Raw genomic sequence first — 24,709 nt, forward strand, 5'->3', positions numbered from 1 at the left:
TTATTCCACCGTCACGGACTTCGCCAGGTTTCGCGGCTTATCTACATCCAGTCCTCTTGCCACACTCACGTAGTAACCTAAAAGCTGCAGCGGAATGATGGCCAGCGTTGTCGCAAAATGCTCATCAATCTTTGGCACATAGATCGTAAAGTCCGCCGTACCCTCGATGCTGTAGTTGCCATAGGTGGTCACCGCCATCAGGTACGCGCCACGGCTGCCCACTTCCACCATGTTGCTGATGGTCTTCTCATAGAGCGCACTCTGGGTCAGCACACTGACAACAAGCGTACCGTCCTCGATCAGGCTGATGGTGCCGTGTTTCAGCTCTCCAGCCGCATATGCCTCCGAATGTACGTAGCTGACTTCCTTCATCTTCAGGCTTCCTTCCTGACAGATGGCATAGTCAAGGCCCCGGCCGATAAAGAACACATCCTTCGCGTTGGCATACTTGCTGGCAAACCACTGGATCCGCTCCCGGTCATCCAGCACCTTCTGGATCTTATCCGGCAGAGTCGCCATCTCTTTCAGATATGCCGCATACTCTTCATCAGAAAGCACGCCCTGCACATGGCCGCCCTGCACAGCCAGCAGATAAGAAGCGATCAACTGGGTGCTGTACGCCTTTGTGGTCGCCACGGCGATCTCCGGTCCTGCATAAGTATAAAGGACATAATCGCTCTCTCTGGCGATACTGGAGCCCACCACGTTGACAATACCGAGGACCGACGCGCCCTTCTCCTTAGAAAGACGCAGCGCTGCGATACTGTCGGCCGTCTCTCCGGACTGGGAAATGATGATCACAATGGAATTCTTCGCCAGCTTCGGATCCCGGTAACGGAACTCAGAACCCAAATCCACCTCCACGGAAATATTGCTCATGGACTCGATGATGTATTTCGCCGCCATACCCACATGGTAGGCAGAACCACAGGCAATGATGTAAACCCGCTCCAGGTTCTCGATGATCTCATCGGTCAGCCCCACGGCGGAGAAATCAATCTGTTCATCTTTGATATAGGCATTCATCGTATCCCGTACTGCCTTCGGCTGCTCAAAGATCTCCTTGAGCATAAAGTGCTCATAGCCACCCTTCTCCGCTGCCTCTTCATTCCATTTGATCTCCACCATTTCCTTCTTAATCTCATTGCGGTCGATATCATAGAAATGGACTTTCTCCCGGGTCAGCTCCGCAATCTCCAGATTATCAATATAGTAGACATTCCGCACGCTGTCCAGGATCGCCGGCACATCCGATGCGATGAAATGACCAGTCTCATTCTTTCCAATGATCAGTGGGCTGTCTTTCCTTGCCGCAAAGATCTTGCCCGGATAATCCTTAAACAGGATACCGAACGCATAGGAACCACGGAATCGCAGCATCGCGCGGGTGAGCGCCTCCAGCGGATCCCCTGTCTTCTTATAATAATAGTCGATCAGCTTCGTGGCAATCTCGGTATCTGTCTCAGAATAAAAATCATATCCTTCCCTTACCAGCTTCTCTTTTAACTCCTGATAATTCTCAATAATGCCGTTATGTACCAGCACCACGGACTTATCATCGGTACAATGCGGATGCGCGTTCACCTCTGACGGCTCCCCGTGGGTCGCCCATCGGGTATGACCGATCCCGCAGGTACCCGTCACCGCATGGCCGTCATCAGTCTTCTCCGATAAAGCATGGAGGCGTCCTTTCGCCTTGAGAATCCGAATATCACCTGTTGCTTCATTTCTAACAGCTATTCCGGCAGAGTCATAGCCCCGGTACTCTAACTTTGAAAGTCCGTGCAAGAGAAGCGGCGCCGCCTGATTATCACCTACATATCCAACAATTCCACACATAATTACTCTCCTATTCCTTATATTATTCTACATCTCCTAGAACAATATAATTTTTGTTATATTAAACTACTTATTTTGATCCTTCTCTTTTTAAAACAACCAGAATTGTTTTTAAAAGAATTTTTATATCCAAAGATATATCCCAATTTCTAATGTACTTTGTATCTAACCGCACCACTTCTTCAAAGTCTGTGATATCACTCCTGCCGCTTGTTTGCCACATTCCCGTTATACCGGGCTTAATGGAAATACGTTTTAAGTGATGCATCTCATACATTTCATATTCTTCTACAGTCGGCGGTCTAGTTCCTACAAGGCTCATATCGCCTTTCAGAACATTCCAGAATTGTGGGAGTTCATCTATACTGGTATCACGGATAAACTTTCCGATTCCTTTTATGATTCTTGGATCATTTTCCATTTTGAACATTAATCCATTCATCTCATTTTGATCCATAAGTTCTTTTTTCCGTTCTTCCGCATCCATATACATACTACGGAATTTATATATTTTAAAACGCCGACCATTCTTTCCGATTCTCTCCTGAGAAAAAAATGCAGGACCAGGATCAGCTATCTTAATAGCAGGCACTACAAAGATACATGCCAAGCCGGTTATTACAATACCTACCAAGCCACCTAAAATATCCATGACACGTTTTATAAATAACTGTCCTGGTGTCACAACCTTCATACTCGTTGTGATAACTGTACACCCTGAAAAACCTTCTACATACGCAGGACTATTTAATTCTGCCAGCCCGTCTAAATCAAAGTGGATTGTTTTTCCTGTCTGCAAGAAAAAATCAATATATTTTTTTTCAAGAAACTCTCCCGGATTGAGATGGACAAATATCTCATCAACTACATAATCATGAAAATATTCTGGGTCTTCCTGCAATGTTCCTAACACAGTAACTCCTTCTATGTTTTCCCCTTTCAACTCTTTATCGGTGAGTACAATTCCAACAAGCACTCCATCAAAAAGTTCATTCGATGTTAATTTTTTTATTATTTTTTTCACTCTTTTTGAAGTAGTAATCACTAGAATCCGTCGTTTATCCCTGTTCAGAACCATTTTGTGATGAAGGATTCCCTTCCATATGCATCTACCTGAAAGACATAATAAAACACCTATAATCCAGAATAACACAAAAACTTCACGGGAATACTGCAATTCTTTCATAAAAAAGGTAATCGCGATCAGTGCTACTTCCACAAGACTTACATGTAAAATAACACTTTTTACCTCTTCTACAAAATCTCTCTTCAATACGCCATGATACCCTTCACGAAACATTGCAATACATATACTGATTAAAGCGAGCAAAACTCCTACCCGCCTATAATAATTCATATTGAAATAAAATATCCAATCATGACGTATACCATAACTCAGGAAAAATGCCGCTTCGAGTAATATTACATCTAAAAAAAAGAAATCAAAATGTTTACTCCAGCCTTTTCGATTCTGCTTGTACATTTTTTTCCTCCGCTTTACGTATTTTATATATTCTTTTTGCTATTATAGCAAAATCCTTTCATCATTTCATCAACAAAACTCATCTAAAATCAATATTTTTAACAAGGCAAAACTACAATCTCAAAAGAAGCAGATTATACTACTATATAACCTGCTTCTTTTATATTACACAAAAATTATCACGCAAGTCTACTATACATGATATCTTGAAATTACTTTAATTTTAATAAATACTGTCCATAATTCGTCATTTTTATTGCTTCCCCTAATTTATGAACCTGATCTAACGTAATAAATCCTTGCCTCCAGGCAATTTCCTCTAAACATCCTACATAGCATCCAGATTTCTGCAGAGATTTTATTGTTTCTGCTGCATCAAGAACACTGTCTGCTGTTCCAGCATCCATCCACGTTAAACCACGCTCGAATGGTATTACCGTAAGCTGATTTCTATGCAAATATTCAAGATTAACATCCGTAATCTCAAACTCTCCTCTTGCAGATGGCTTCAGTCCTCTCGCAATCTCAACTACCTGATTATCATAAAAATATAATCCTGGAATAATATAATTTGATTTAGGATTTTTAGGTTTTTCTTCGATTGAAATCGCTCTTCCCTCTTCATCAAATTCGACTACTCCAAATGGGCGCGGATCATCCACATAATATCCAAATACTTTGGCTCCTCTTTCCTCAGCCATGGCCTTTTTCATAATTTCTTCCATATTATAGCAATGAAAAATATTATCCCCAAGTACCAGACACACACTGTCATCTTCAATAAAATCATGCCCGATTACAAGAGCATCTGCAATTCCTCTTGCCACTTTTTGAATCGCATATTCAATTTTTACCCCCAGATGACTTCCATCGCCTAACAAATTTGTAAATTCTCTTTCTTCTCCCGGTGGTATAATGACAAGAATCTCCTTAATACCTGCCTGAAGCAATGTCGCTATCGGATAATAAATTAACGGTTTATCATACACTGGTAACAGCGGTTTGCATACCGGCTTTGTCATTGGATATAATCTGGTTCCTCTTCCTGCTGCAAGTACAATACCTTTCATGTGTTTTCTCCTTTTATCTTATAAAATACTCTAATCTATTTTAATTTTTTTCTAAAATCTGTTTACTCATTTTTAATGCGCTGGCAATTACCATGTCCATATCATAATATTTATATTCACCTAAGCGGCCACCAAAAATAATCTTCTTCTCTTGTTGCGCCATACGTTTATATTGTTCATACAACTGATTATTTTTTTCATCATTAACAGGATAATAAGGTTCATCACCTAACTTCCATTCCGAACTGTATTCCCTACTGATTACTGTCTTAGGCTGAGTTCCAAATTCAAACCATTTATGCTCAATAATACGTGTCCACGGTGTTTCCCTATCTGTGTAATTTACTGCTGCATTTCCCTGGAAATTCGGTTTATCCAACACCTCTGTTTCGAAGCGAACAGAACGATATTCTAAAGCACCTAGTTGATAATCATAAAACGCATCAATAGCTCCTGTATATATTATTCTATCAGCAATATGATCCCATTTTTCTCTATTTTCCAAATAATCTTCGTTTACAATTATTTCAATGCCACTTAACATATTTTCAACCATTTTCGTATATCCGCCAATTGGGATACCTTGATACAAAGCATTAAAATAATTATTATCAAAAGTAAATCGCACCGGAAGACGTTTGATAATAAAAGCCGGAAGTTCTTTACAAGAACGCCCCCATTGCTTTTCTGTATAACCTTTTACTAATTTCTCATATATATCTGTTCCAACTAAACTTATAGCCTGTTCTTCCAAATTTTTCGGTTCAGTAATTCCTGCTGCTGTTTTCTGTTCTTCAATTTTTGCTGCTGCCTCTTCCGGTGTCACTACTCCCCACATTTTATTAAATGTATACATATTGAACGGAAGAGAATACAACTCATTTTTATAATTTGCAACTGGCGAATTGGTAAAGCGGTTAAACTCTGCAAATTGATTGACATATTTCCATACTTCTTTATTATTGGTATGAAATATATGCGCTCCATATTTATGCACATTTATCCCCTCTATCTCTTCTGTGTAGACATTTCCGGCAATATGCGGACGTTTTTCAAGAATCAGAACTTTTTTCCCTTGTTCATGTGCACGTTGAGCCACAACTGCTCCAAATAGCCCAGATCCTACTATTAAATAATCATACTTCTTCATTTTAATCCACCCTTTTTTTATCTTTTAAACTTGCTCAATGTCATATTCATAAACTCTTTCACAAGCTGCTCTTTTAAGATAAGCAATATCAATCCATAACTTACAAAAAAACAGACTGCTGATATCACCAGAACTACAAAATATGATGAAAACAAACCTTTCACCCAAATACTTGCTGCTGTTGCAATAACTAAAGCGATAATAACTTTATAAGTCTTAATCTCGCTATACAAATTTACTTTTCTGTTTCTGATAACTGCCAATTGCCAGATCAACACAACAATTTCTGCTACTAATGTTCCTACTGCAGCACCGGCCGAAGCAAATCTTGGTATCAACATCGTATTCAATATCAAATCAACGACTGCGCCGGCTATCTCAGAATATAATACTTGTTTTTCCAATCCCAGCGGAACCAACATTTGAATGCCAATAATATTTGTCATCCCAATAAAAATCAACGTCGGCATAATAATCTGCATCGGAATGATTGACCCTGCATATGCATCTCCCGATAAAAAGAAAATTCCCTCTTTCGCAAAAATCATAAAATAAAGAGCCAAAGGACAAGCTATCAGCACCACAAAATGCATTGTTTTTTTCAGCAACTGGTAAAAATCTTCCAGCATATTTCTATCTACATAAAAAGAAGCTCTTGGCAATAATACGGCACTTGCAGAAGTAACTAAACTAACCAAAATATTTTTTATCTTAACTGCCGCACCATAATATCCAACGTCCACATCACCTTTCATAAACCCTAACATGACACTATCCAAATTAGTGTAAATGGTTGTCGCAATTGACATGGAAAAAAAAGTAATAACCATTTTTATATGCTGTTTAAAATTATAATTCCCAAGTGGCTTTAAGATTATATATTTTCTCAAATTCCAAAAATTCAGTACATTTGAGGCAGAAGCAGCGAAAATTGTAATCCCACCATAAAAAATATAATCTTCTTGATTCTTAACTAATAAAAACATTGCGACTAAAGCAATAATTTTAAAAATCAAAGAGCGTATGGTAATATACGAATACTTCTCTAAAGCTTTATATAACCACTCAACACCCAGTGCATTTAATATAATAGAAATCCCAATAATGAAATATAATAGTTTATCCTGTGCCAGACGAGGTACGCTAAATAATGCTATAAAAAATACAATATATACTAAAATACACATGAAAATGTTGATAAATAAAAGCTCATGTACCGTTTTTGATAATTTTTCCTTATTATCTCTGACTTTCGCACACGCACGTATACCATAAGTTGGAATACCCAATTGAGCAAACATTGCAAAATAATTAACAACGGAAGTCGCAAAATTTACTTTTCCCGTCCCTGCTGGTAACAATATTCTTGACACATATGGAAACGTTATCAGAGGGAATATAAATGATGACATTGTTAATAACGCATTCATTAACATATTTATTTTAACAGAATTTTTGTTAAAACTTATCACAATTGTTCCTCCTAACAAACGCAGGAATCTCAGAATTTACATTTAACACATTTAATTTCTGCCCCACGTCTTCTGACATCTTACTCCTAAATAAAACGCATAGGGACAAAACAAACGGATTAAAACCAAATTCTATTATACGCGGCTCAATAATACTATATATACACATAAATATAATGCACATACACAAAAATCTATCTTTTTGTTCGATTGCTCTATACGCTACTAAGGCATATCCTACCAACATTATTACAAAAAAAATGATTCCATAATCCAGTAACACTTTTACATACGAACAATCAACAAAATTATATTCCTCTTTTAGTCTACTGGTTGTATATCCTAATCCTCCAAATCCTATCCATCGAATCTTTTCACCAAAAAGTGTCACTCCATGTTCCAGTAATGCATTATGTCCCATAATTAATCTGTTATTAATAAAACTATTTATCTTAACCAAAAAATTATTTTCATCACTGTATATAACGCATGCAAAAATACTGATTATTGCGATTCCAAACACCGAGTAACTGTACAATAATTTCGAAATCAAATTATTTTTTAATTCTTTTTTATAATATTTTAATACAAAAAATACTATAATAGCCAAAAAAGTAAGTACAAAACTTGTTTTAGAATCTGTAAGTACAAAAATGATGCAATTTAATACTCCAATCATAATGGTTTCCAGTAGATGTAACTTTTCTTTTCGAATATATATATATGCTAAAATCATATAGAAAAATATTGAAGCAATATAGCTTGGATATATATATCCTAAAGAATGTCTATTCCGTCCTTCGATATTATACATCCAATCAGACACCAATCCTATTTGACTTGCAACCGCAATCATTATAGTTAAAATAAGCTGAATCCAAAAGGCTCCTAACAAAAGCTTACGTATATCTATATTTCTTGCCGCAATAATAAAGAAAAAACTACAAAAAAGAATATTACTATTAATATGAAGAGAAACCAATCCCAACAAAATAAAAATTAGTAAAATTTTTACTATTTCTACTTCCGTATAAATACTATCATATATTAATTTTACAGCAATTATTCCATAAGATATATATCTTAATAATTTCATTAATTGTGGCATCCAATTAATATCATTAAACATTGTAGATATTTCAATGGTTTTAGCTACCATATATATCGCTAATGCAATAAAAAAAAGGAATTCGGTTCGAAATATATATTTTTTTTTCATAAATATTCCTCACTAGTTCAATTTGCTCATAGCTTGATTTAATGCTTTTCTTAAAAAATATCCTTTAGTAATCTTCTTTGAAACATTAGCTACATTATTTAACATATTTTCATATTCTTCTTCGCTTATTTTATTAAGTATATCCGGAATTTCCCACAGAGAATCTACTGTAATTCCAACATGGTTTTTTTCAACAAATTCTGCTAATGCCGCTTCCTTCCATATTATAACAGGGAACCCGGAAGCTAAATACATTGAGGTTTTATGTGGATTATTAATCATTAAATATTTTCCTATTTTTCCCTCACAACAGTCAGGTGAATTTCCATCCCAAACCAAACCAAAAGAACCTTGCAACTGTTCTACGACTTTTTCGGGAGGAAACTGTCCATAATATCTGGCACCCTTTAAACTTTCTTGATCAAATTGAGGACCATATAAAGCAAATTTTTTCGACACATTCTTAAAATTATCATTATAGAGATATCCCGACTTACTTTTGTTTAAATTCCCAACAACCATAACGCCATAATTTTTCCCTTTTTTATTTAATTTTATATTCGTTTCTTTTCCCAATAAATAATCAAAGATTTCTAACGAAACCATTTTTTCTTTAGGATATCCAAAAACTTTTTGTATTTTTTTTATCATTTTTTCATTATGAGCAATTACAATATCCGCAATCGAAAACATTTTTTTATCTTTTTCTTGATAAAGCTCTCTGTTTTCAAATAAATTTCTTATCGATTCCAAATCATGAATAATAAAAATGTAATATAATTTCTTTTTTTTCTTTAATTTTTCCAGATCATTCAAGTATCTGTTATCCATATAATACGGATGCTGAATAACCACAATTGAGCCTTTTGAAATTAAGTACATTTTTGCTAATTGCAATCCTTTTATTATCTTTCTGATTACACGTATTTTAGAAAAACAACTATATGCTTTTATCTTTTTAAATCCCAAATCATTTAAAATAGTTTCAGAATCTTGAACAGCTTTGCTTCCTGCATGATTTGCTTTTTTTTCATCAACATGTAAAAAATACTGTCTCATTTACAGCCTCCTATGATTCGAATCATAACAAATTATACAATTTTTTTATATTATCAGAATAATCAATCTTCTCATTTTGTAATTCTTTTTTTACCTTTTCTCTTTTCTCTTCATCTCGCAGAAGCTCTTCTATCTTATTGGCAAACGCCTTTTCATCTAATTGTACTAGATACCCATTCACTCCATCTATTATTTGTTCTCCTATACTTGGAATATCTGATGCAACAATTACACATCCCAACGCTCTAGCTTCAACGATTACAACAGGATATCCTTCATTTCTAGATGGTTGCACATATAATGTACATTTTTTCATATATGGATATGGATTATCCTTTCTACCTAACAAAATTATATCTTTTTGGAGATTAAATTTATTTATCAAAGATTGCAATTCTTCCTTTTTATTTCCATCTCCAATAAAATACCATGTAAACGGGATTTTCTTTTCTTTTAATTTTAAGGCCGTTTTGACTGCAATATCATATCCTTTTTCCTCTACAATTCTCCCAACTGTCAACAGTACATTATCTTCTTCCATTACATCTGAAACAACAAACGCCTCTGCACCATCTCTTATTTCCGACACATTTATAAGATTATAAAACACTTCTGTTTTTTCTTGAAATTGCGGATATAGTTTCAAAAAGTTTTTTCTTGCCGAAATAGATACGCAAAAAATCCGGTCAAAATAATCTAATGATCTTTCTGTTCTTTTTAACCAAGAACATTTTTCACCATGAATCCATGTACATTTTCGTTTTGCTCGAAATAACTTAGCAGCTACAACTGTAGGGAAAAGGCCATATCCACTAAAGTCACACACAAGATCAAATTCTATATCCGGCACAATCACTTGATCTAGCACGGCTTCAAAGATTGTTCCATCTTCATAATTCACTTGATTTAATATTTTAAATATTTTCCTTTCAAGTTTCAAACAACTTGTTTGTATAATATTAGCTCCTCTAATTCCACTTACATAATTTCGATACTTATTCTTCTTAAATTTTATTTCTTGAACATCCACTTGCTTTGGTATGTCATTCAATAAAGGTCCTTCTTTAAACAATAAATACAATGTAACTTGTATCTTACTATAATCCAAGGAATTAAGTAACGCTATCATAGCTTTTTCAGTTCCTCCACAGGCCATATAATAATTTAAAATAGCTATTTTTTTCATTTTATCTACTACCTTTTACAATATTATTAATACAATTTTCACATTTAGGTGAAAATCCACATATCATCGTTGTCAACTTCCATTTAAAATTTCCCGCATCATTTTTCCATAAAATGTGCAAATGTTGTCGAATATATTTTTTTAACCTTTTTTCTACTTTTTTATTATGATATCCACATTCATACATTCTTTTTAAATAAAATCCACAAGATAAAACTTTCCTAGCTTTTGCATAATTTTTTAACTCATCATACTCAACATAATTTATTATTTTTGATAATGCTTTAATTTCTGTAAGCCACTTTATATTAAAACTCTCTCCTTTAGAACAAGCTTGTCTTGCACTGTCATCATGCACAATATAATGATATGTAGCCTGGGGAACAGTCACAACTTTATCAGCCTCATTCAAATATTGTACAACAAACAACAAATCTTCCAAAATTGTAATCTCGCTATCTAATCTCAATTTGTTATCTTCTATTAAACTTCTACGAAACATTTTATTGCAAAGATATCCTTGAAATCCATCCATCCTTAATGCTGAACTCAACGCTTCCTTTTGATCAAGAACTTCTTGAGGATATTTTTCTTTTCCTATAATTATATTTTTCAAAGACTCTCTAATAATACCACAAACAGACATATCAGCTTGCTCTTCCAAGATACCTTTTAGTAGACATTCAATGAAATTATTTTCTACCCAATCATCACTATCAATAAACGTTATAAATTCTCCCTTTGCTAATTCTAATCCTTGATTTCTAGCACAAGAAACACCCTGATTTATTTGTCTCGTTATTTTAAATCTTTTATCACCCTTAATTAATTTATTACATATTTCTAGACTATTATCTATTGATCCATCATCTACTATAATAACTTCGAAATCCTTATAGGTTTGATTTATAATACTACTAATACATTTTTCTATATATTTTTCGCAATTATATACAGGAATAATTATACTTACCATGAATTTTCCCCTTTTTTCACAACTCGAACCTCGATTTATTCTTTAATTTTTTATCAAAACTTTTTAATATTTTATTCTTCATTTCTTCAATATCTTGTATCTTCTCGGAATCATTAATACAAATTAGTTTATACTTTTGCTCATTTATAGCATTGCATATCGGCATTATACCATCCGCAACACTAAACATTCTTCCTATTTTAGGATTTCTAGGGACAAAATCACCTTTTGCCAATTGCCAATATCTCATCAACCATTGATTCACATCTCTATCATCTCTAAACTTATGCGAGCTGGTTTCTTCCAGTAATTCTTTTTCATTTTTCCAAACTTCAAAATATGTTTGTTTTAAAAACGAGTTTGGCAAATGAGGTTCATAAAATCCAACATATTTCATCCATGGTAATAACAACATTGTCCTTACCAATAATTTACCATATTTCAAATTTATCCATTTGCTAATATTTTTCTTAAATTGTTCTTTAAAATCAAAATAATATTCAATAACACCTAAATCATTTACTACAATATTAGGAATACCGAAGCGATCCATATTCTGCGGATTCAATATAGCAGCATCGCAGGGTAAACCATTGATAAAAAAATCATTCGGCTGAACAGGTGCATTAATAAAATAATCATCATTAAAAAAAACAAATTTATCTGCTAAGTCTTTAATTCTATGCAAATTTAACTCTATAGGATTTGCACTGAAAGTAGGTAAATATTGTTTAGGAATGTACTCCTCATGCTTCACAAAATTTAATCTTGGATGATTTAAATTCAACCATTTAGGGACATGTCCGCACGTCACAAAATGAATTTTCCTAACCCACGGAGCATATTTCTCCACAGCACGAAACCAATATTTTAATGTACCCCAATCACGATATCGTACATTATTAATATTGAATTTTTCCGCTTCCCCTTTGTATTTTGCTTTACTTTTTTGCCATGCTACATCGCTGTCATCCACCCATATTAATACAAAATCAATATCTGACTGTTCCATCTTTTTTTTCATGTTTCTCCCTACACTCTTCATTATTGACTACTCAGTGTTTTATCATATATATACATTAATCTAATATAGTTATCTTCCGGAAGATATTTATTTAAATAATCCTCCCTTGCATTTTCCCCCATTTGCTGACAGTTCTCAGGATTATCCCACATAGCTTGAATACAGTTCACAAAACCTTCAATATCTCCCAACTTCACTCTATATCCATTATATCCATTCTGAATAGATTCTGTTGAAAAACCTAAATCTGTAGCAATAATTGCTTTCCCGCTACTCTCTGCTTCAATTTGAACCATAGAACATCCTTCATACCAAATAGATGGAAATACTACAAATTCTGCATTTTTTACAATCCCCATACACTTATCATGAGGTGTATATCCCAAATAATATACTTGCTTATGTTTTTTGGCCCATTTTTCAAAATTTTCTTCCAAGGGACCACCTCCCATAACTACAAGTGGAATCTGAGGCAACGCATCCCATATTCTCATTAACGTTCGTATTCCCTTTTCTTCTCCTATCCTTCCAAAATATACAACGTATCTTTCCGGTAATTTGCAATCGTCAATTTGCTCCATGGCCTCATTAACATCAGGAATAAAATTATATTTCTTATAAATCTTATTTTCATCAAATCCAATGTTTTTTAACAATTCAATTTGATTATCATTCAAACATATATAGCTATCTATTTTTTTATAAAAGCTCTTTAAAATTCTATGAATTTTAAAGATAATCGCAACAATAAAACTTTGAATTTTAGAATCTTTAAAACATTTATACCTTGCCATCCTTAAATAATGGCCATCTCCACACTCATTACATATCTCCCCATTTCTTAATGATGTAGCACATGGACAGATAAATCTGGTGTCATGCAGTGTGGCAACAACTTTTACTCTTTTTTGATGCGCAGCATATAAGATAGACGGTGAAAGCAACGGAAAAAAAGTATGAATGTGTACTATATCTGGTTTTTTTCTTTCAATGATACGTTTTACATTTCTATAATGTTTCATTGACCATAACATTCCTAATGTCAATTTTAATTTTCCAAAAATATTTTGTTTATCAAATTCATCATTAGAAACTGTATACGTACAAACTTGATGCCCATGTTTCTTCAATAATTCAACTTCTTTTCTAAATACTTGATCATCTCCGCTGGCCGATCCAGTTCTATGATAGTTATGAATAATTAATATTCTCATAATATACCTTTCACTTCTCTACAATTACAACACCAATCGGCATCACATTATAATTATTGCAAATCTCTATTTCTTTATATATATCTTCTAAATTAGAACTGCCCAGTTTCTCTACAATAACTATATATTCTTCTGCCATCAATCCTTCTAACGCATCCTGACGATATAACAACATATTTCCAATAGTTGCTTTTATCCCTGACTTTCCTAACTTTTCTACGATTTCCCTTTCAACACGATTGATCTCATCTGTGTCTATTGTACTTGCCAAATAAACTTTTTCGGCTTTTACTTTTCGTAAAGCCATTAATACTTGTGTACAAATCAGTTGTGCTTTTTCTTCTTTCGTGTTATTATATCTGTTTCTATCAAAAACTAAATTGATTTTTTGTGTCAATTTGCTCTCTTTCTTTTTCCTGTCATCTTCCATTGTTCCCAATAAAGATAATCCATAATAGTCAGAAACTTCTTCTAAAACAGCTAATTTATTTCCAAAAATATATGGAAGACAAGCATAAGCAGCAGATAAAATAAAGCCAACAGCTAATCCCAATATAATATATTTTATATTTATATATTGCATTTCCGGCTTTTCACCAACAGTTACCTCTTCCACTATATCACTATCAGGAACAACTTCATCTTCCGCTTCATAATTTTCAATCAGCGCATCAAAATAACTTTCCTGTCCTTCTGTCATCGAGGAACGTAAATTTTCAAAATAAGTTTTCAAATTATTTAATCTGCTACTATAGTCATGTTGCTGTGTCATTAAATCTTTGTCAACGATGCTCGTACTGATTTGTTTCATGGCCTCAATGGAAAAATTACCATATTTATCTTTTAAATCACTTGATCTTGCCAATACTTCTTCATTAAGAATCTTTGCCATTCCTTCAGCAGTTTTTGTATCAGGAGCAAGAATTTGAACTAATAATACAAAAGAGCTTCCCTCTTCTTCCTGCAATACTACATTACTATTAGTTGTCGATGTAGCATCTCTCATGTCTTCAAATTTTACCAATTCCCAAATATAGGATTCCTGAGTATCTAATTCCAACTCGTTAATGATTTTTTTTGCAACTGCGTTATTCTCCACCTGGAACATCAGTGTGTCAACAAAATCTTCCGATTCTTCACAATTATCAATTTTATATTCTATGTTCACTGCCGGAATACAACCTGGATCTAAATTGATTTTTATTGATTCATCATAATATTCAAGAATTTTATCATAGGTTTCCCGATGTTTCTTATACATTTGGAAATAATCTTCTACTAATTTTGCATCAGTTTCACTGAGGGCATCTTTATAACTGGATATATCAATTTCCTGCGTATTTTCCTGTTGTTCCGCTACAGTTTTCTGTATTGCCATATAATATTTGATACAAAAAAATATATTAGCTAAAACTGCGAAAACAATCATACACACTACTATTTGTTTCCATTTTAATAATAATTCATAAAAAAGCTGTTTTACATATATTTTCTTTTCTTTTTTCATAATCCAATTCTCCACTTATCTATCCAAAATTTAACATTATTATTCCAATAAATTTAATTATCACATTATAGTTCCAACTTACGAATCGTTTCCCATTGCTGATCTTTTTCGGAAAGATTCAAAGGCGTTCCATCCACTAACGAATATCCATCCCCCCGAGAAGTTCCCCTATACTCTCCTTGCATTTGTGGCCATTCTATCCCAATATCCGGATCATTCCACGCTAGGCCACCTTCATCGCCTGGATGGTAGAAATCTGTACATTTATAGCAAAATTCTGCTTCATCTGAAAGAACTAAAAATCCGTGTGCAAACCCTTCACTGATGTAAAATTGTTTTTTATTTCTTTCACTTAATTCTACACCATACCATTTACCATACGTTTCACTTTCTGGTCTCAAATCAACAGCAACATCAAAAACTATACCTTTTATTACTCTGACCAATTTTCCTTGAGGATATTTTTTTTGAAAATGAAGGCCACGTAAAACACCCTTTTTACTCATAGACTGATTATCCTGTACAAAAACCATGTCCAAACCAGCCTCATGCATATCATTTTGATTATAGGTTTCCATGAAATAACCCCTGTTATCTCCATGAACAGTTGGTTCAATGACATATAATCCTTCAATTGGACATTTTTCCACTTTAATCTGACCCATAATAAACCTCCATGTTACCAATAACTATACTATCTATATATCATTATCTGTTTTTTATAAATATTTTTTCATATTTATCTACAATGATATCCCAAGTATATGCGTTCTGTATTCTTCTCTTAGCTTTTTTTCCATAGCTTAGAATTTCTTCATCCGTCATTTCATCTGCTTTTTCAATCATTTTTGCGAGACTTCCAGCTTTCTTTGACCAATATAACGCCGCATCCCCTGCTACCTCGCGATTAAATCCAACACCTAGCAGCAAATTCAAATCCGTTGAACCAAGCGCCTCTAACAAACTGGGATTCGTCCCACCAACCTCATGTCCATGAAAATATCCATAAGCATTTTCACGTATCTTTTTTAGAAGTTCCTGATCATAAACTGTACCTACAAAGTTAATACGTGAATCATTTTGAAAATGCGTTCTCTCTTTTAATTCATCCCGGAATTTATCTGTAACATTTGTAACTAAAACAAAGGACTTTTCCGTTTTAGCCTTCATAAACTCCCGTATCATTGTTTCATAATTATTTTCCGGTACAAATCGACCTACAACCAGATAATATTCTTTGGGCTTAACATGATGTTCTTTACACCAACTTGCCCATTTTTTGTCATCATCTTTCAAAGCGGATCTGCTCGTCTCAGAACCATACGCAATAAACGTTGTCTTCGGATTGTATCTGGCATATTCTTCTTTGATATATTTTTCAATGTTTACACTATCACAAATCAATAAATCTGCATGTTTTACCATTTTGGATTCAGAATATTTCCAATATTTGCGAATCGCCTTATTCCACTTTGCTCTTTTCCATTCATGTCCATCCGGATTCACATACAATTTGCCACCCAAAGCCCGAATCTGTCTTTTAAAATGCGAAATAAAAGGTCCAATTCTACAAGCCAGCACGTAAAAAATAGGTTTGCTGATTTCCGGGTGCTTTTTACAATATTTCAGACAATAATTCAATGCTGCACAATCATAATAAATTGCTTTAGCACTTCCTACATTGGGAACTTTAATGCAAAAACAATGGGCTCCGTTATGTTCATATTCTTCTGTATGATCAGATAATACAGCTACATGGTATTGAATGTTCTCCTGTTTTCTATATTCTGTTAATTTTTCAACAAATGTTTCGAACCCACCATAAGCCGCCGGTATTCCCTTTGATCCCACAATAAATACATGTTGTTTTTGATTTGATGTCATAAAATCTCCTCAATCTTTCCCTTTTGTTCTCATATTATAATGCATATATGACACTTTAACGCTTCTATTCCTCTTCCACCGTCTCCAAATACCGTCTCAGCGCATCTTTCCAATCCGGCAGTGGCTGAAAGCCATTGTCCACCAGTTTCTGCTTATTCATCCGGCTATTCTCCGGGCGTTTGGCTTTGGCTGCGTACTGGGCGCTGCTCACCGGTTCCACTTCGATGTTGACGCCGGCCTGGCGGAAGATTTCGCAGGCGAAGTCATACCAAGTGATGTATCCTCCTTCGTTGGTGGCATGATAGTTGCCATACTTATCTGTCTCGATCATATCCACCAGCAGTCTGGACAGATCGTAGGTGTAGGTCGGAGTTCCATACTGGTCGTTAACCACCGTAAGTTGATCATGAGTTTTTGCCAGATTCAACATCGTTTTGATGAAGTTTTTGCCCTTTCCAAATACCCAGGCAATACGGACAATGAAGAATTTTTCCACGTTATTGCGGACAGCCAGCTCTCCCTCGTATTTTGTCTGTCCATAGACATTGAGTGGTGTGGTGACCGGGTCATCTGGTTCCCATGGACGGGTCCCTTTTCCGTCAAAAATATAATCTGTGGAAATGTACATCATTTTGCAATCCAGTTTTTTACAGACTTTTGCAATATTTTCTGTTCCATATGCATTTACCTGACGACATTTTTCTTCGTTATCCTCGGCAGCATCCACCGCTGTCCAGGCTGCACAGTGAATGACAGCATCCGGTGCAGTTTCTGTAATCATTTTATCTACCGCCTCGGCATCTGTGATATCCAGTTCTTCGATATCAACGCCGATAGCTGTATGACCGCGTTTTTCCAACTCATTGACTACATCGTACCCCAGCTGTCCTCTGACGCCCGTAACAAATACTTTCATTTCTGCCTCCTGTATCTATTAACATCTGTTATCTGTCAACATATACTACTATTCTGTTCGAATTGTGTCTTTTTATAATTATAAATGTTTTATGAATTATCTCTGAACACAGCGAAAGCCCTATCTTAAAAAATCAACTATTCAGCCATACACTTCGGATTCGCAGCTTACGTTGCTTTTCCGCCGCTAACGCAGCTAAATCCTCAGTTTTGGCTAAACGCCATATGTCTTTCAACACAAAGGATGTCTGCAGATAAACTTGCAACATCTTTTGTGTTGAAAGTCGCATGGCTGAATAGTTTTAATAAAATAGGGCGATCATTTTTTCTGTCTATTCGGCGTCTTTTAAGCGTTCGCCGTACATGGATGCATAATAGTTCTGATATTCACCGGAAATAATTCTTTCCCACCATTCTTTATTGTCCAGATACCACTGGATTGTCTTTTTGATTCCATCCTTGAACATGGTCTCCGGAAGCCAGCCCAGCTCTCTGTGAATCTTGGCCGGGTCAATAGCATAACGCATGTCATGACCTTTCCGGTCGGTGACATGGGTGATCAAAGATTCCGGTTTGCCCAGAGCCTCGCAGATAATCTTTACGATATCAATGTTTTTCATCTCATTGTGTCCGCCGATATTGTATACTTCTCCGACTTTTCCTTTGCGGATGATCAGATCAATGGCTTTACAATGATCTTCCACATAGAGCCAGTCGCGAACGTTCAATCCCTCTCCATATACCGGAAGTGGTTTATCTGCCAATGCATTGGCAATCATCAGCGGGATTAACTTTTCCGGGAACTGGTATGGTCCATAATTGTTGGAACATCTGGAGATAGTGGTTGGCAATCCAAAAGTACGATGATATGCATTTACTAAAAGGTCTGCTCCTGCTTTGGAAGAGCTGTATGGGCTGCTGGTTTTCAGCGGAGTTTCTTCTGTAAAGAATAAATCCGGGCGATCCAGAGGAAGATCGCCATATACCTCATCTGTGGACACCTGATGGTAGCGTTTCACACCGTATTTACGGCTGGCGTCCATCATCACCTGAGTTCCGATAATGTTGGTCTGCAGGAAGATGCCCGGATCTTCAATGGAACGATCCACGTGGCTTTCTGCTGCAAAGTTCACCACAATATCCGGTTTTTCTTCTTCAAACAGTTTAAATACTGCTTCCCTGTCACAGATATCCATCTTCACAAAACGGAAGTTCGGATTTTCCATGGCGTCTTTTAATGTCTCCAAATTACCTGCGTAGGTAAGTTTGTCAATACACACAATCCGGTCTTCCGGATGTTCTTTTAACTCCAGATATACAAAGTTTGCTCCGATAAATCCGGCTCCGCCAGTTACAATTATTGTCATAACTCTTTCCTCTTTAATTTTTAATTCTCTTATTTTTTGCAAATATAAAAACTAATCTTAATCCAGGTACTTTCCGTCTAATACGTCTTTCAGATACTGACCGTACTGGTTTTTCTTCATAATCTCATAGGTTTCCATGACCTCGTCTTTTCCAATCCAGCCATTGATATAGCTCAGTTCTTCCAGACAGGCGATCTTTCTGTGAGAATGCTGCTCCACAGTTTTCACAAAATTCGTGGCATCTACGAGACTCTCATGGGTTCCTGTATCCAGCCAGGTAAATCCTTGTCCTAAAAGTTCCACATGCAATTCCTGATTGTCAAGATAAATCCGGTTCAGATCAGTAATCTCCAACTCACCACGTGCTGATGGCTTCAGATTTTTGGCATACTCAACCACACGATTATCATAGAAGTATAATCCTGTCACACAGTAATTGCTCTTCGGATGTTCCGGTTTCTCTTCAATAGATATTGCCTTGCCCTCTTTATCAAATTCCACTATACCAAAACGTTCCGGATCGTCCACATAATAACCAAATACTGTAGCACCAGAATCCTTTTCCGCTCTTTCTACCGCAGCGCGAAGGCGCTTTTTTAGGCCATGTCCATGAAAAATATTATCACCCAGCACCATAGCAACGGAATCACTGCCAATAAATTCTTCTCCAATGATAAATGCCTGTGCAAGGCCGTCCGGGCTTGGCTGTACCGCATAGCTTAAATTGACGCCAAACTGATGTCCGTCTCCCAAAAGCGCTTCAAATCTTGGGGTATCCATTGGTGTGGAGATAATGAGAATATCGCGGATTCCCGCCATCATCATGACACTCATAGGATAATAAATCATTGGCTTGTCGTAAATCGGAAGCAGCTGTTTACTGGTCACCTTTGTCAATGGGTACAGCCTGGTTCCTGATCCACCTGCCAGGATAATACCTTTCATAGTTTACATTTCCTCCTGTATTATAGATGTTTTAGATGCTTTTCTTCATAGTCTTGCTGTCAATTTCTAACTGTCGCACATGCGTATAGTTGAAAGCAAAAAGCCTTTGCGCTTAACTAAACTAAGATCGCATGCCTCAAAATGTCATATTTTAGCAAATTTATTTCATATACTATATCATATTCTTTCTTTTTAGACAATGGAAAACTGCCTATTTCATCCCGCCCTTTACCTGGTATATGTTGGCGCAGGTGTATAGTTCTTTATAGTGGGACGCGATCATGATCTCTATGCTTCCGTCCGCTGCCACCTGGATGCCTTCCGGTTCGCGGTGGCTCAGGGTTTTGGCGCCTTTGATTTTGCGGGTGTATGTACTGTTTGTTTTGTAGTTATAGGCACGGATGCGGATTGGCGCGAAGCTGGAAGCTTTGCCCAGCTGGCGCATCTCGCTCTTGCTTCTTGTGCCTTCCAAAGTATATATGGTTGTGCCGCAGATGTCAAACCCCTGGAAGTCGCCGGGGGTGCTTTTTACTCTTACGGTTTTCTTGATTTTCTTTGGATGTATGGCGGTGCCGTCGGTCAGGTCGTAAATCTGGAACTGCTGTCCGCCGTTGTTGGTGAAGCGGACGGCCAGCTGGCTGCCGTCTGCGCTGATGGCGGGATAGCAGTTGGCCGCGTAGCGGCTGCCGCCGGAACCGGAGATTGGAATGCGGTAGGTATACTGTCCATGGCGGCGCAGGGTCGTGCCGGCCCGGTAGGTAAAGCAGGTAATCGTTGAGGTGTTCTGGCTGCTGCCGGAGGGGTCGCTGCCGGTCCAGAGCCAGGTAACGCCGTTTACGGTAACGCAGTCCAGGTTGGTTCCGTGGCCGAATTGTTTCAGGGTCATATAGTCTACGGTATATTTCCCGAATCCTTTGTATTTTATGCGGGTCAGCCGCAGGTCATTTTTGTGTTTTCCTGTGTTGGCCAGCTGGGAAATGTAATAATAATAGGTGTCATCGTGGGTGTACCCCTGGGGCAGTCTTGCCGTGGTAAGGCGGGCGGCAGGATGGCGGAGCGTCAGGTCGCTGCCTTCCTTTTCTGCCGGGGTTGTGGCTGCAATTTTTCTCTTCAGAGCTTTGGTGAGCTTTTTCATGTTTATGTTTTGCTTTTTCTTTACCGTGGTGACGGCCTTGGCCTGTGTCTGAAGCGGCGCTGCTTCCAGAGGGCACAGGGCAGTTACGACCAAAATCAGTACCGCAAACCAGATGACTGTCCTGTGGGAAATACCTGATCGTTTTTTTGTGATACCCGCCGGCTTTGCCACGGCTGTTTCTCTTAGCGTTGCACCCGTTAAGATTGCTATGATTGTTTTCATAAGCCCGGCATCTTCTTTCCTTCTATTTCTCATTTTCCAGATAATTCTCCTTAATATATGCGGCGATGCGGTCTGTACTGTGACCGTCCAGGGCGCTTAAAAAGGCTTCCCGGAACTGATTCATCCGCTGTGACAGAGAGAGCGCCGCCTGGGTCTGCTCCCTTCCGGCACCGGGCCCGGTCTCCTGCTGGTTTGATCTGTACTCTTCCGGCCGGAAAGTTTTCTTCTGTTCCGCTTCATATTTGATCTCCATCCACTTTTCTTCTTCCAGCGGATTCCACCGGCCGGCCGCCATGCGGGCGGCGGTTCTTGTCATGCCGGCGAAGGTGTGTTCCACCGGGCCCGGAACCATCTCTTCGTAGGCGAAGTAGAAATCCCGGCTGGCCATGTATTCTTCTTTGTCGAAGGCATAGAAGAGCATCGGCACTTCCAGAAGGGCCGCCTCGAAGATGCTGGAGCTGTAGTCGGTGATGAGCAGGTCCGTGATCAGCAGCAGGTCGTTGATGTGGTCCCTGCCGGTAAGGTCCAGCACCCGGTTCTGCCATTTGGACGGAATGTCCAGGGGCTGGTGGACGAACGGGTGGTGTTTGACAATACAGGCAGTATCTTCCGGCATTTTTTCCATAAAGGCGTTGATATCAAAAGCATCCTGCGGATAGTAGGCATCTTTGTTGCCGTCGCCCCGGAAGGTCGGGGCAAAGAGGATGATTTTCTGGTCCCGGAGGAACGGATACTTTTCGTAGAGTTCCTCTCTTTTTTTCATTTTCCGCTGCCAGTCAAAAAGGACGTCTGTGCGAGGCACGCCGAGAGCTTTGACTTTGCTGGTCGGGATAGCAAAGGCTTCCGCGTAAATGTCGCGGATGGTCTCACTGCTGACGCTGACAAAGTCATAGTTTCTATGGTTCATGGAACTTTGCGGCGCGCCGCCGGGTTTGCCCATGCGGGTGAGACCGAAGGTCTTGAAGGCGCCGCAGGCATGCCAGAGCTGCACCACTTTGGTTTCCCGGCGGATGTTCAGCCGGTGGAGCTGCGGGTAAAAGTCTTCCAGGATAATCACCCGGGCTTCGGCACATTTTCTGGCGCATTCGCGGAGTTCTTTCTTCTTGAGGACGTCCACGGTGTGGGTATTGATGAACTCTGTCACTTCAATATCCGGGTCGTTTTCGAATCTTTTGCGGATCAGCTGCAGGTTTCCGCCCTCTTCCGGCAGACGCTCAGATAAAAACAGGACTTTGTTGCCGGTCAGTGTCTTGTTCTGGGAAACGTACTGCTCGTATTTTGACGCGAAATAGTCCGTGTGACGTTGTCTCGGGCTGTAGCTGCAGCCGCTCAGGCGGTATACGGTGTCGTTGGCTTTTTTGACTGCTCTGGCGAGGTTCTTATTCTCCTGAAACCAGGCACGGGCAATGAGAAACGGCAGGCCGATGGTGCAGCAGCCGAATTTCAGTATATTTCTTCTTCCGTTCTGTTCCGGGCGGGCGAAAAGCTCCCTCTGCACCGGGAACGGCTGGTCGTCGAGAATCCACTCTTTGACGCCGCACCAGAGGGCAAAGGTGACTGTGACCTTGTGTCTTGGCGGCTGGCGGAAGACATAAGGCAGCTCGATCTCGGCATCCGCCATGATCTGTGGACCGGATTCGCTGTCCTCAATCCGCACGTCCATGGGAAAACGCCGGTCCACCTGACGCTGGGCAAATACGGCCTGCAGTCGGATTTTTTTATTCTGCATTTCGTCCGGCAATTGACAGCGGAATCCCAGCTGCATGAGATTCTGGCTGATATTGACGGTTAATCGGTAGTTAAATTTTTTCATATGGTCCTCCCAAAATTCCGAAACCCGGCAGCGGGGGCAGCCGGTACGGTTTTTGCCGCGCGTAAGCGCAGACTCTTCCTCACAAAAATCGCGCACATCCCCCGGAGGGTTATAGTAAATGACAAATTTATTTGTCCTTTGCTATAAATATTATAATAGATTCCCGCTAAAACACAAGAAAAGTATATGGATTTTTGCTAATTGTATTGGTATAATAATTATAATGTAAGCGCATTGCATAAAAGATTTATGAGATAATCGTTTTCCTGTCATTGCAGTCCGAATGGATATGATTATTTTTCCGCAATTGTGGCAGGAAACCGTAACAGAACGGAGCGTATGATGGACAGACAATTTACTTTTGAAGAACTTCATGCGGTGGTCGCCGCTCTCCGCAGCGAGAACGGCTGTCCCTGGGACAGGGCGCAGACCCACGAGAGCATGAAGGGCAATACCATAGAAGAAGCCTATGAAGTCAATCAGGCGGTGAGTGATCTGACCACCACCGGCAATCCGGCCAACCTGTGTGAGGAACTGGGGGATCTGCTCCTGCAGGTGATGCTGCACAGCCAGATTGCCGAAGAAATGGGCGAATTTACCCTTGAGGATGTCATTGACGGCATCACAAAGAAAATGATCCGCCGGCATCCCCATGTGTTTGCCGGAGAGACTTACAAAAATGACGAGGAACGGCGGGCAGCCTGGGAGGCCATTAAGGAGCAGGAGCACCGGGAGGCCCAGGCGGCAGCACAATCCAAACCGGGAAGTTCCAGGCAGGCGGCACAAACCGGGCCGGAGAATTCCAAACAGGCGGCAGCGCATTCCGGAGCAGCGGCGGAACTCGCCAGTGTTCCGGCATCTTTTCCGGCTCTGATCCGCAGCCAGAAGGTTTTAAAAAAGGCAAAAAAGAATCATCTGATTTCTTTCCGGGAAGAGGACATTTTTAAAGAAATACTGGAATCCGTGGTGAATCTACAGCAGGCCGCTGCCAGTTCCGATAACAAAGACCAGCTCACTGCAAAACTGGGGGAAACATTATTTGCAGTCAGCAAACTGGCGGCGCTCTACAATATTCACAGCGAGATGGCTCTGACGGCGGAAACGGAGAAATTTATCGAGACCGCCGGTGATTAAACCAGCAGCCGGTAACGGAACTCTTTCTAACAAGTGCTGCAGCACTTGCTGTAAACATTCCAAAATACTGTAAGCACCCTTTGTTTTCTGAAATA

20 protein-coding genes are annotated in these 24,709 nt (G+C 38.4%); 1 reads left to right on the forward strand and 19 read right to left on the reverse strand.

Annotation, left to right across the window (positions count from 1 at the left end; all coding sequences use genetic code 11):
* The 19 genes from glmS to B5E53_RS05675 all read right to left on the reverse strand — a co-directional run bounded on the left by glmS (nucleotide 1) and on the right by B5E53_RS05675 (nucleotide 23,480).
* The gene (glmS, locus tag B5E53_RS05585; RefSeq protein ID WP_087313067.1) at nucleotides 1-1,839 is read right to left on the reverse strand and encodes a glutamine--fructose-6-phosphate transaminase (isomerizing); all 1,839 of its coding nucleotides are present in this window, start codon (nucleotides 1,837-1,839) and stop codon (nucleotides 1-3) included.
* A gap of 70 nt (nucleotides 1,840-1,909) precedes the next feature.
* Entirely contained in the window at nucleotides 1,910-3,322 is a 1,413-nt protein-coding gene (locus B5E53_RS05590) for a sugar transferase (protein ID WP_087313068.1), read from the reverse strand.
* Between the two features lie 212 nt (nucleotides 3,323-3,534).
* Nucleotides 3,535-4,392, reverse strand: coding sequence for a glucose-1-phosphate thymidylyltransferase RfbA (rfbA, locus tag B5E53_RS05595; protein WP_087313069.1), 858 nt, complete (start codon nucleotides 4,390-4,392; stop codon nucleotides 3,535-3,537).
* Nucleotides 4,393-4,432: 40 nt separating this feature from the next.
* Nucleotides 4,433-5,542 (reverse strand): UDP-galactopyranose mutase, encoded by a 1,110-nt coding sequence (gene glf / locus B5E53_RS05600; protein ID WP_087313070.1) that lies wholly within the window; start codon nucleotides 5,540-5,542, stop codon nucleotides 4,433-4,435.
* A 17-nt stretch (nucleotides 5,543-5,559) separates the two neighbouring features.
* A complete protein-coding gene (locus B5E53_RS05605; protein ID WP_343215601.1) occupies nucleotides 5,560-7,014 on the reverse strand; it encodes a flippase in 1,455 nt (484 codons plus the stop codon).
* Entirely contained in the window at nucleotides 7,001-8,233 is a 1,233-nt protein-coding gene (locus B5E53_RS05610) for an oligosaccharide repeat unit polymerase (protein ID WP_087313071.1), read from the reverse strand. The genes B5E53_RS05605 and B5E53_RS05610 overlap by 14 nt, the downstream gene beginning before the upstream one ends.
* Nucleotides 8,234-8,245: 12 nt before the next feature.
* A complete protein-coding gene (locus B5E53_RS05615) occupies nucleotides 8,246-9,292 on the reverse strand; it encodes a hypothetical protein (RefSeq protein ID WP_087313072.1) in 1,047 nt (348 codons plus the stop codon).
* A gap of 22 nt (nucleotides 9,293-9,314) precedes the next feature.
* Nucleotides 9,315-10,478, reverse strand: coding sequence for a glycosyltransferase (locus B5E53_RS05620; protein WP_087313073.1), 1,164 nt, complete (start codon nucleotides 10,476-10,478; stop codon nucleotides 9,315-9,317).
* Between the two features lies 1 nt (nucleotide 10,479).
* Complete coding sequence (locus tag B5E53_RS05625) at nucleotides 10,480-11,454, reverse strand: glycosyltransferase family 2 protein (RefSeq protein WP_087313074.1); 975 nt, start codon at nucleotides 11,452-11,454, stop codon at nucleotides 10,480-10,482.
* A gap of 16 nt (nucleotides 11,455-11,470) precedes the next feature.
* Nucleotides 11,471-12,478 (reverse strand): Stealth CR1 domain-containing protein, encoded by a 1,008-nt coding sequence (locus tag B5E53_RS05630; protein ID WP_162611799.1) that lies wholly within the window; start codon nucleotides 12,476-12,478, stop codon nucleotides 11,471-11,473.
* A 20-nt stretch (nucleotides 12,479-12,498) separates the two neighbouring features.
* Nucleotides 12,499-13,692 (reverse strand): glycosyltransferase family 4 protein, encoded by a 1,194-nt coding sequence (locus B5E53_RS05635; RefSeq protein WP_087313076.1) that lies wholly within the window; start codon nucleotides 13,690-13,692, stop codon nucleotides 12,499-12,501.
* Nucleotides 13,693-13,702: 10 nt separating this feature from the next.
* A complete protein-coding gene (locus tag B5E53_RS05640; protein ID WP_087313077.1) occupies nucleotides 13,703-15,199 on the reverse strand; it encodes a hypothetical protein in 1,497 nt (498 codons plus the stop codon).
* Nucleotides 15,200-15,264: 65 nt separating this feature from the next.
* A complete protein-coding gene (rfbC, locus tag B5E53_RS05645; RefSeq protein WP_087313078.1) occupies nucleotides 15,265-15,864 on the reverse strand; it encodes a dTDP-4-dehydrorhamnose 3,5-epimerase in 600 nt (199 codons plus the stop codon).
* A 43-nt stretch (nucleotides 15,865-15,907) separates the two neighbouring features.
* Nucleotides 15,908-17,083 carry a DUF1972 domain-containing protein gene (locus B5E53_RS05650; protein ID WP_087313079.1) on the reverse strand — a complete coding sequence of 392 codons (1,176 nt, stop codon included), beginning with the start codon at nucleotides 17,081-17,083 and terminating at the stop codon, nucleotides 15,908-15,910.
* A 64-nt stretch (nucleotides 17,084-17,147) separates the two neighbouring features.
* On the reverse strand, nucleotides 17,148-17,999 hold the full coding sequence (rfbD, locus tag B5E53_RS05655; protein ID WP_087313080.1) for a dTDP-4-dehydrorhamnose reductase: 852 nt from the start codon (nucleotides 17,997-17,999) through the stop codon (nucleotides 17,148-17,150).
* Nucleotides 18,000-18,330: 331 nt separating this feature from the next.
* Nucleotides 18,331-19,365 (reverse strand): dTDP-glucose 4,6-dehydratase, encoded by a 1,035-nt coding sequence (gene rfbB / locus B5E53_RS05660; protein WP_087313081.1) that lies wholly within the window; start codon nucleotides 19,363-19,365, stop codon nucleotides 18,331-18,333.
* Between the two features lie 57 nt (nucleotides 19,366-19,422).
* Nucleotides 19,423-20,310, reverse strand: a complete 888-nt coding sequence (gene rfbA / locus B5E53_RS05665) for a glucose-1-phosphate thymidylyltransferase RfbA (protein WP_087313082.1) — start codon at nucleotides 20,308-20,310, stop codon at nucleotides 19,423-19,425.
* Nucleotides 20,311-20,521: 211 nt separating this feature from the next.
* A complete protein-coding gene (locus B5E53_RS05670; RefSeq protein ID WP_087313083.1) occupies nucleotides 20,522-21,700 on the reverse strand; it encodes a hypothetical protein in 1,179 nt (392 codons plus the stop codon).
* A complete protein-coding gene (locus B5E53_RS05675; protein ID WP_087313084.1) occupies nucleotides 21,690-23,480 on the reverse strand; it encodes a CDP-glycerol glycerophosphotransferase family protein in 1,791 nt (596 codons plus the stop codon). The genes B5E53_RS05670 and B5E53_RS05675 overlap by 11 nt, the downstream gene beginning before the upstream one ends.
* Nucleotides 23,481-23,819: 339 nt before the next feature.
* Between B5E53_RS05675 and B5E53_RS05680 the strand changes: the two genes are divergently transcribed.
* Nucleotides 23,820-24,614 carry a MazG family protein gene (locus tag B5E53_RS05680; RefSeq protein WP_087313085.1) on the forward strand — a complete coding sequence of 265 codons (795 nt, stop codon included), beginning with the start codon at nucleotides 23,820-23,822 and terminating at the stop codon, nucleotides 24,612-24,614.
* The last annotated feature ends 95 nt before the right edge of the window (nucleotides 24,615-24,709 follow it).

Source organism: Eubacterium sp. An11, from assembly GCF_002161065.1.
Classification (GTDB): Bacteria; Bacillota; Clostridia; order Lachnospirales; family Lachnospiraceae; genus Anaerobutyricum; species Anaerobutyricum faecale.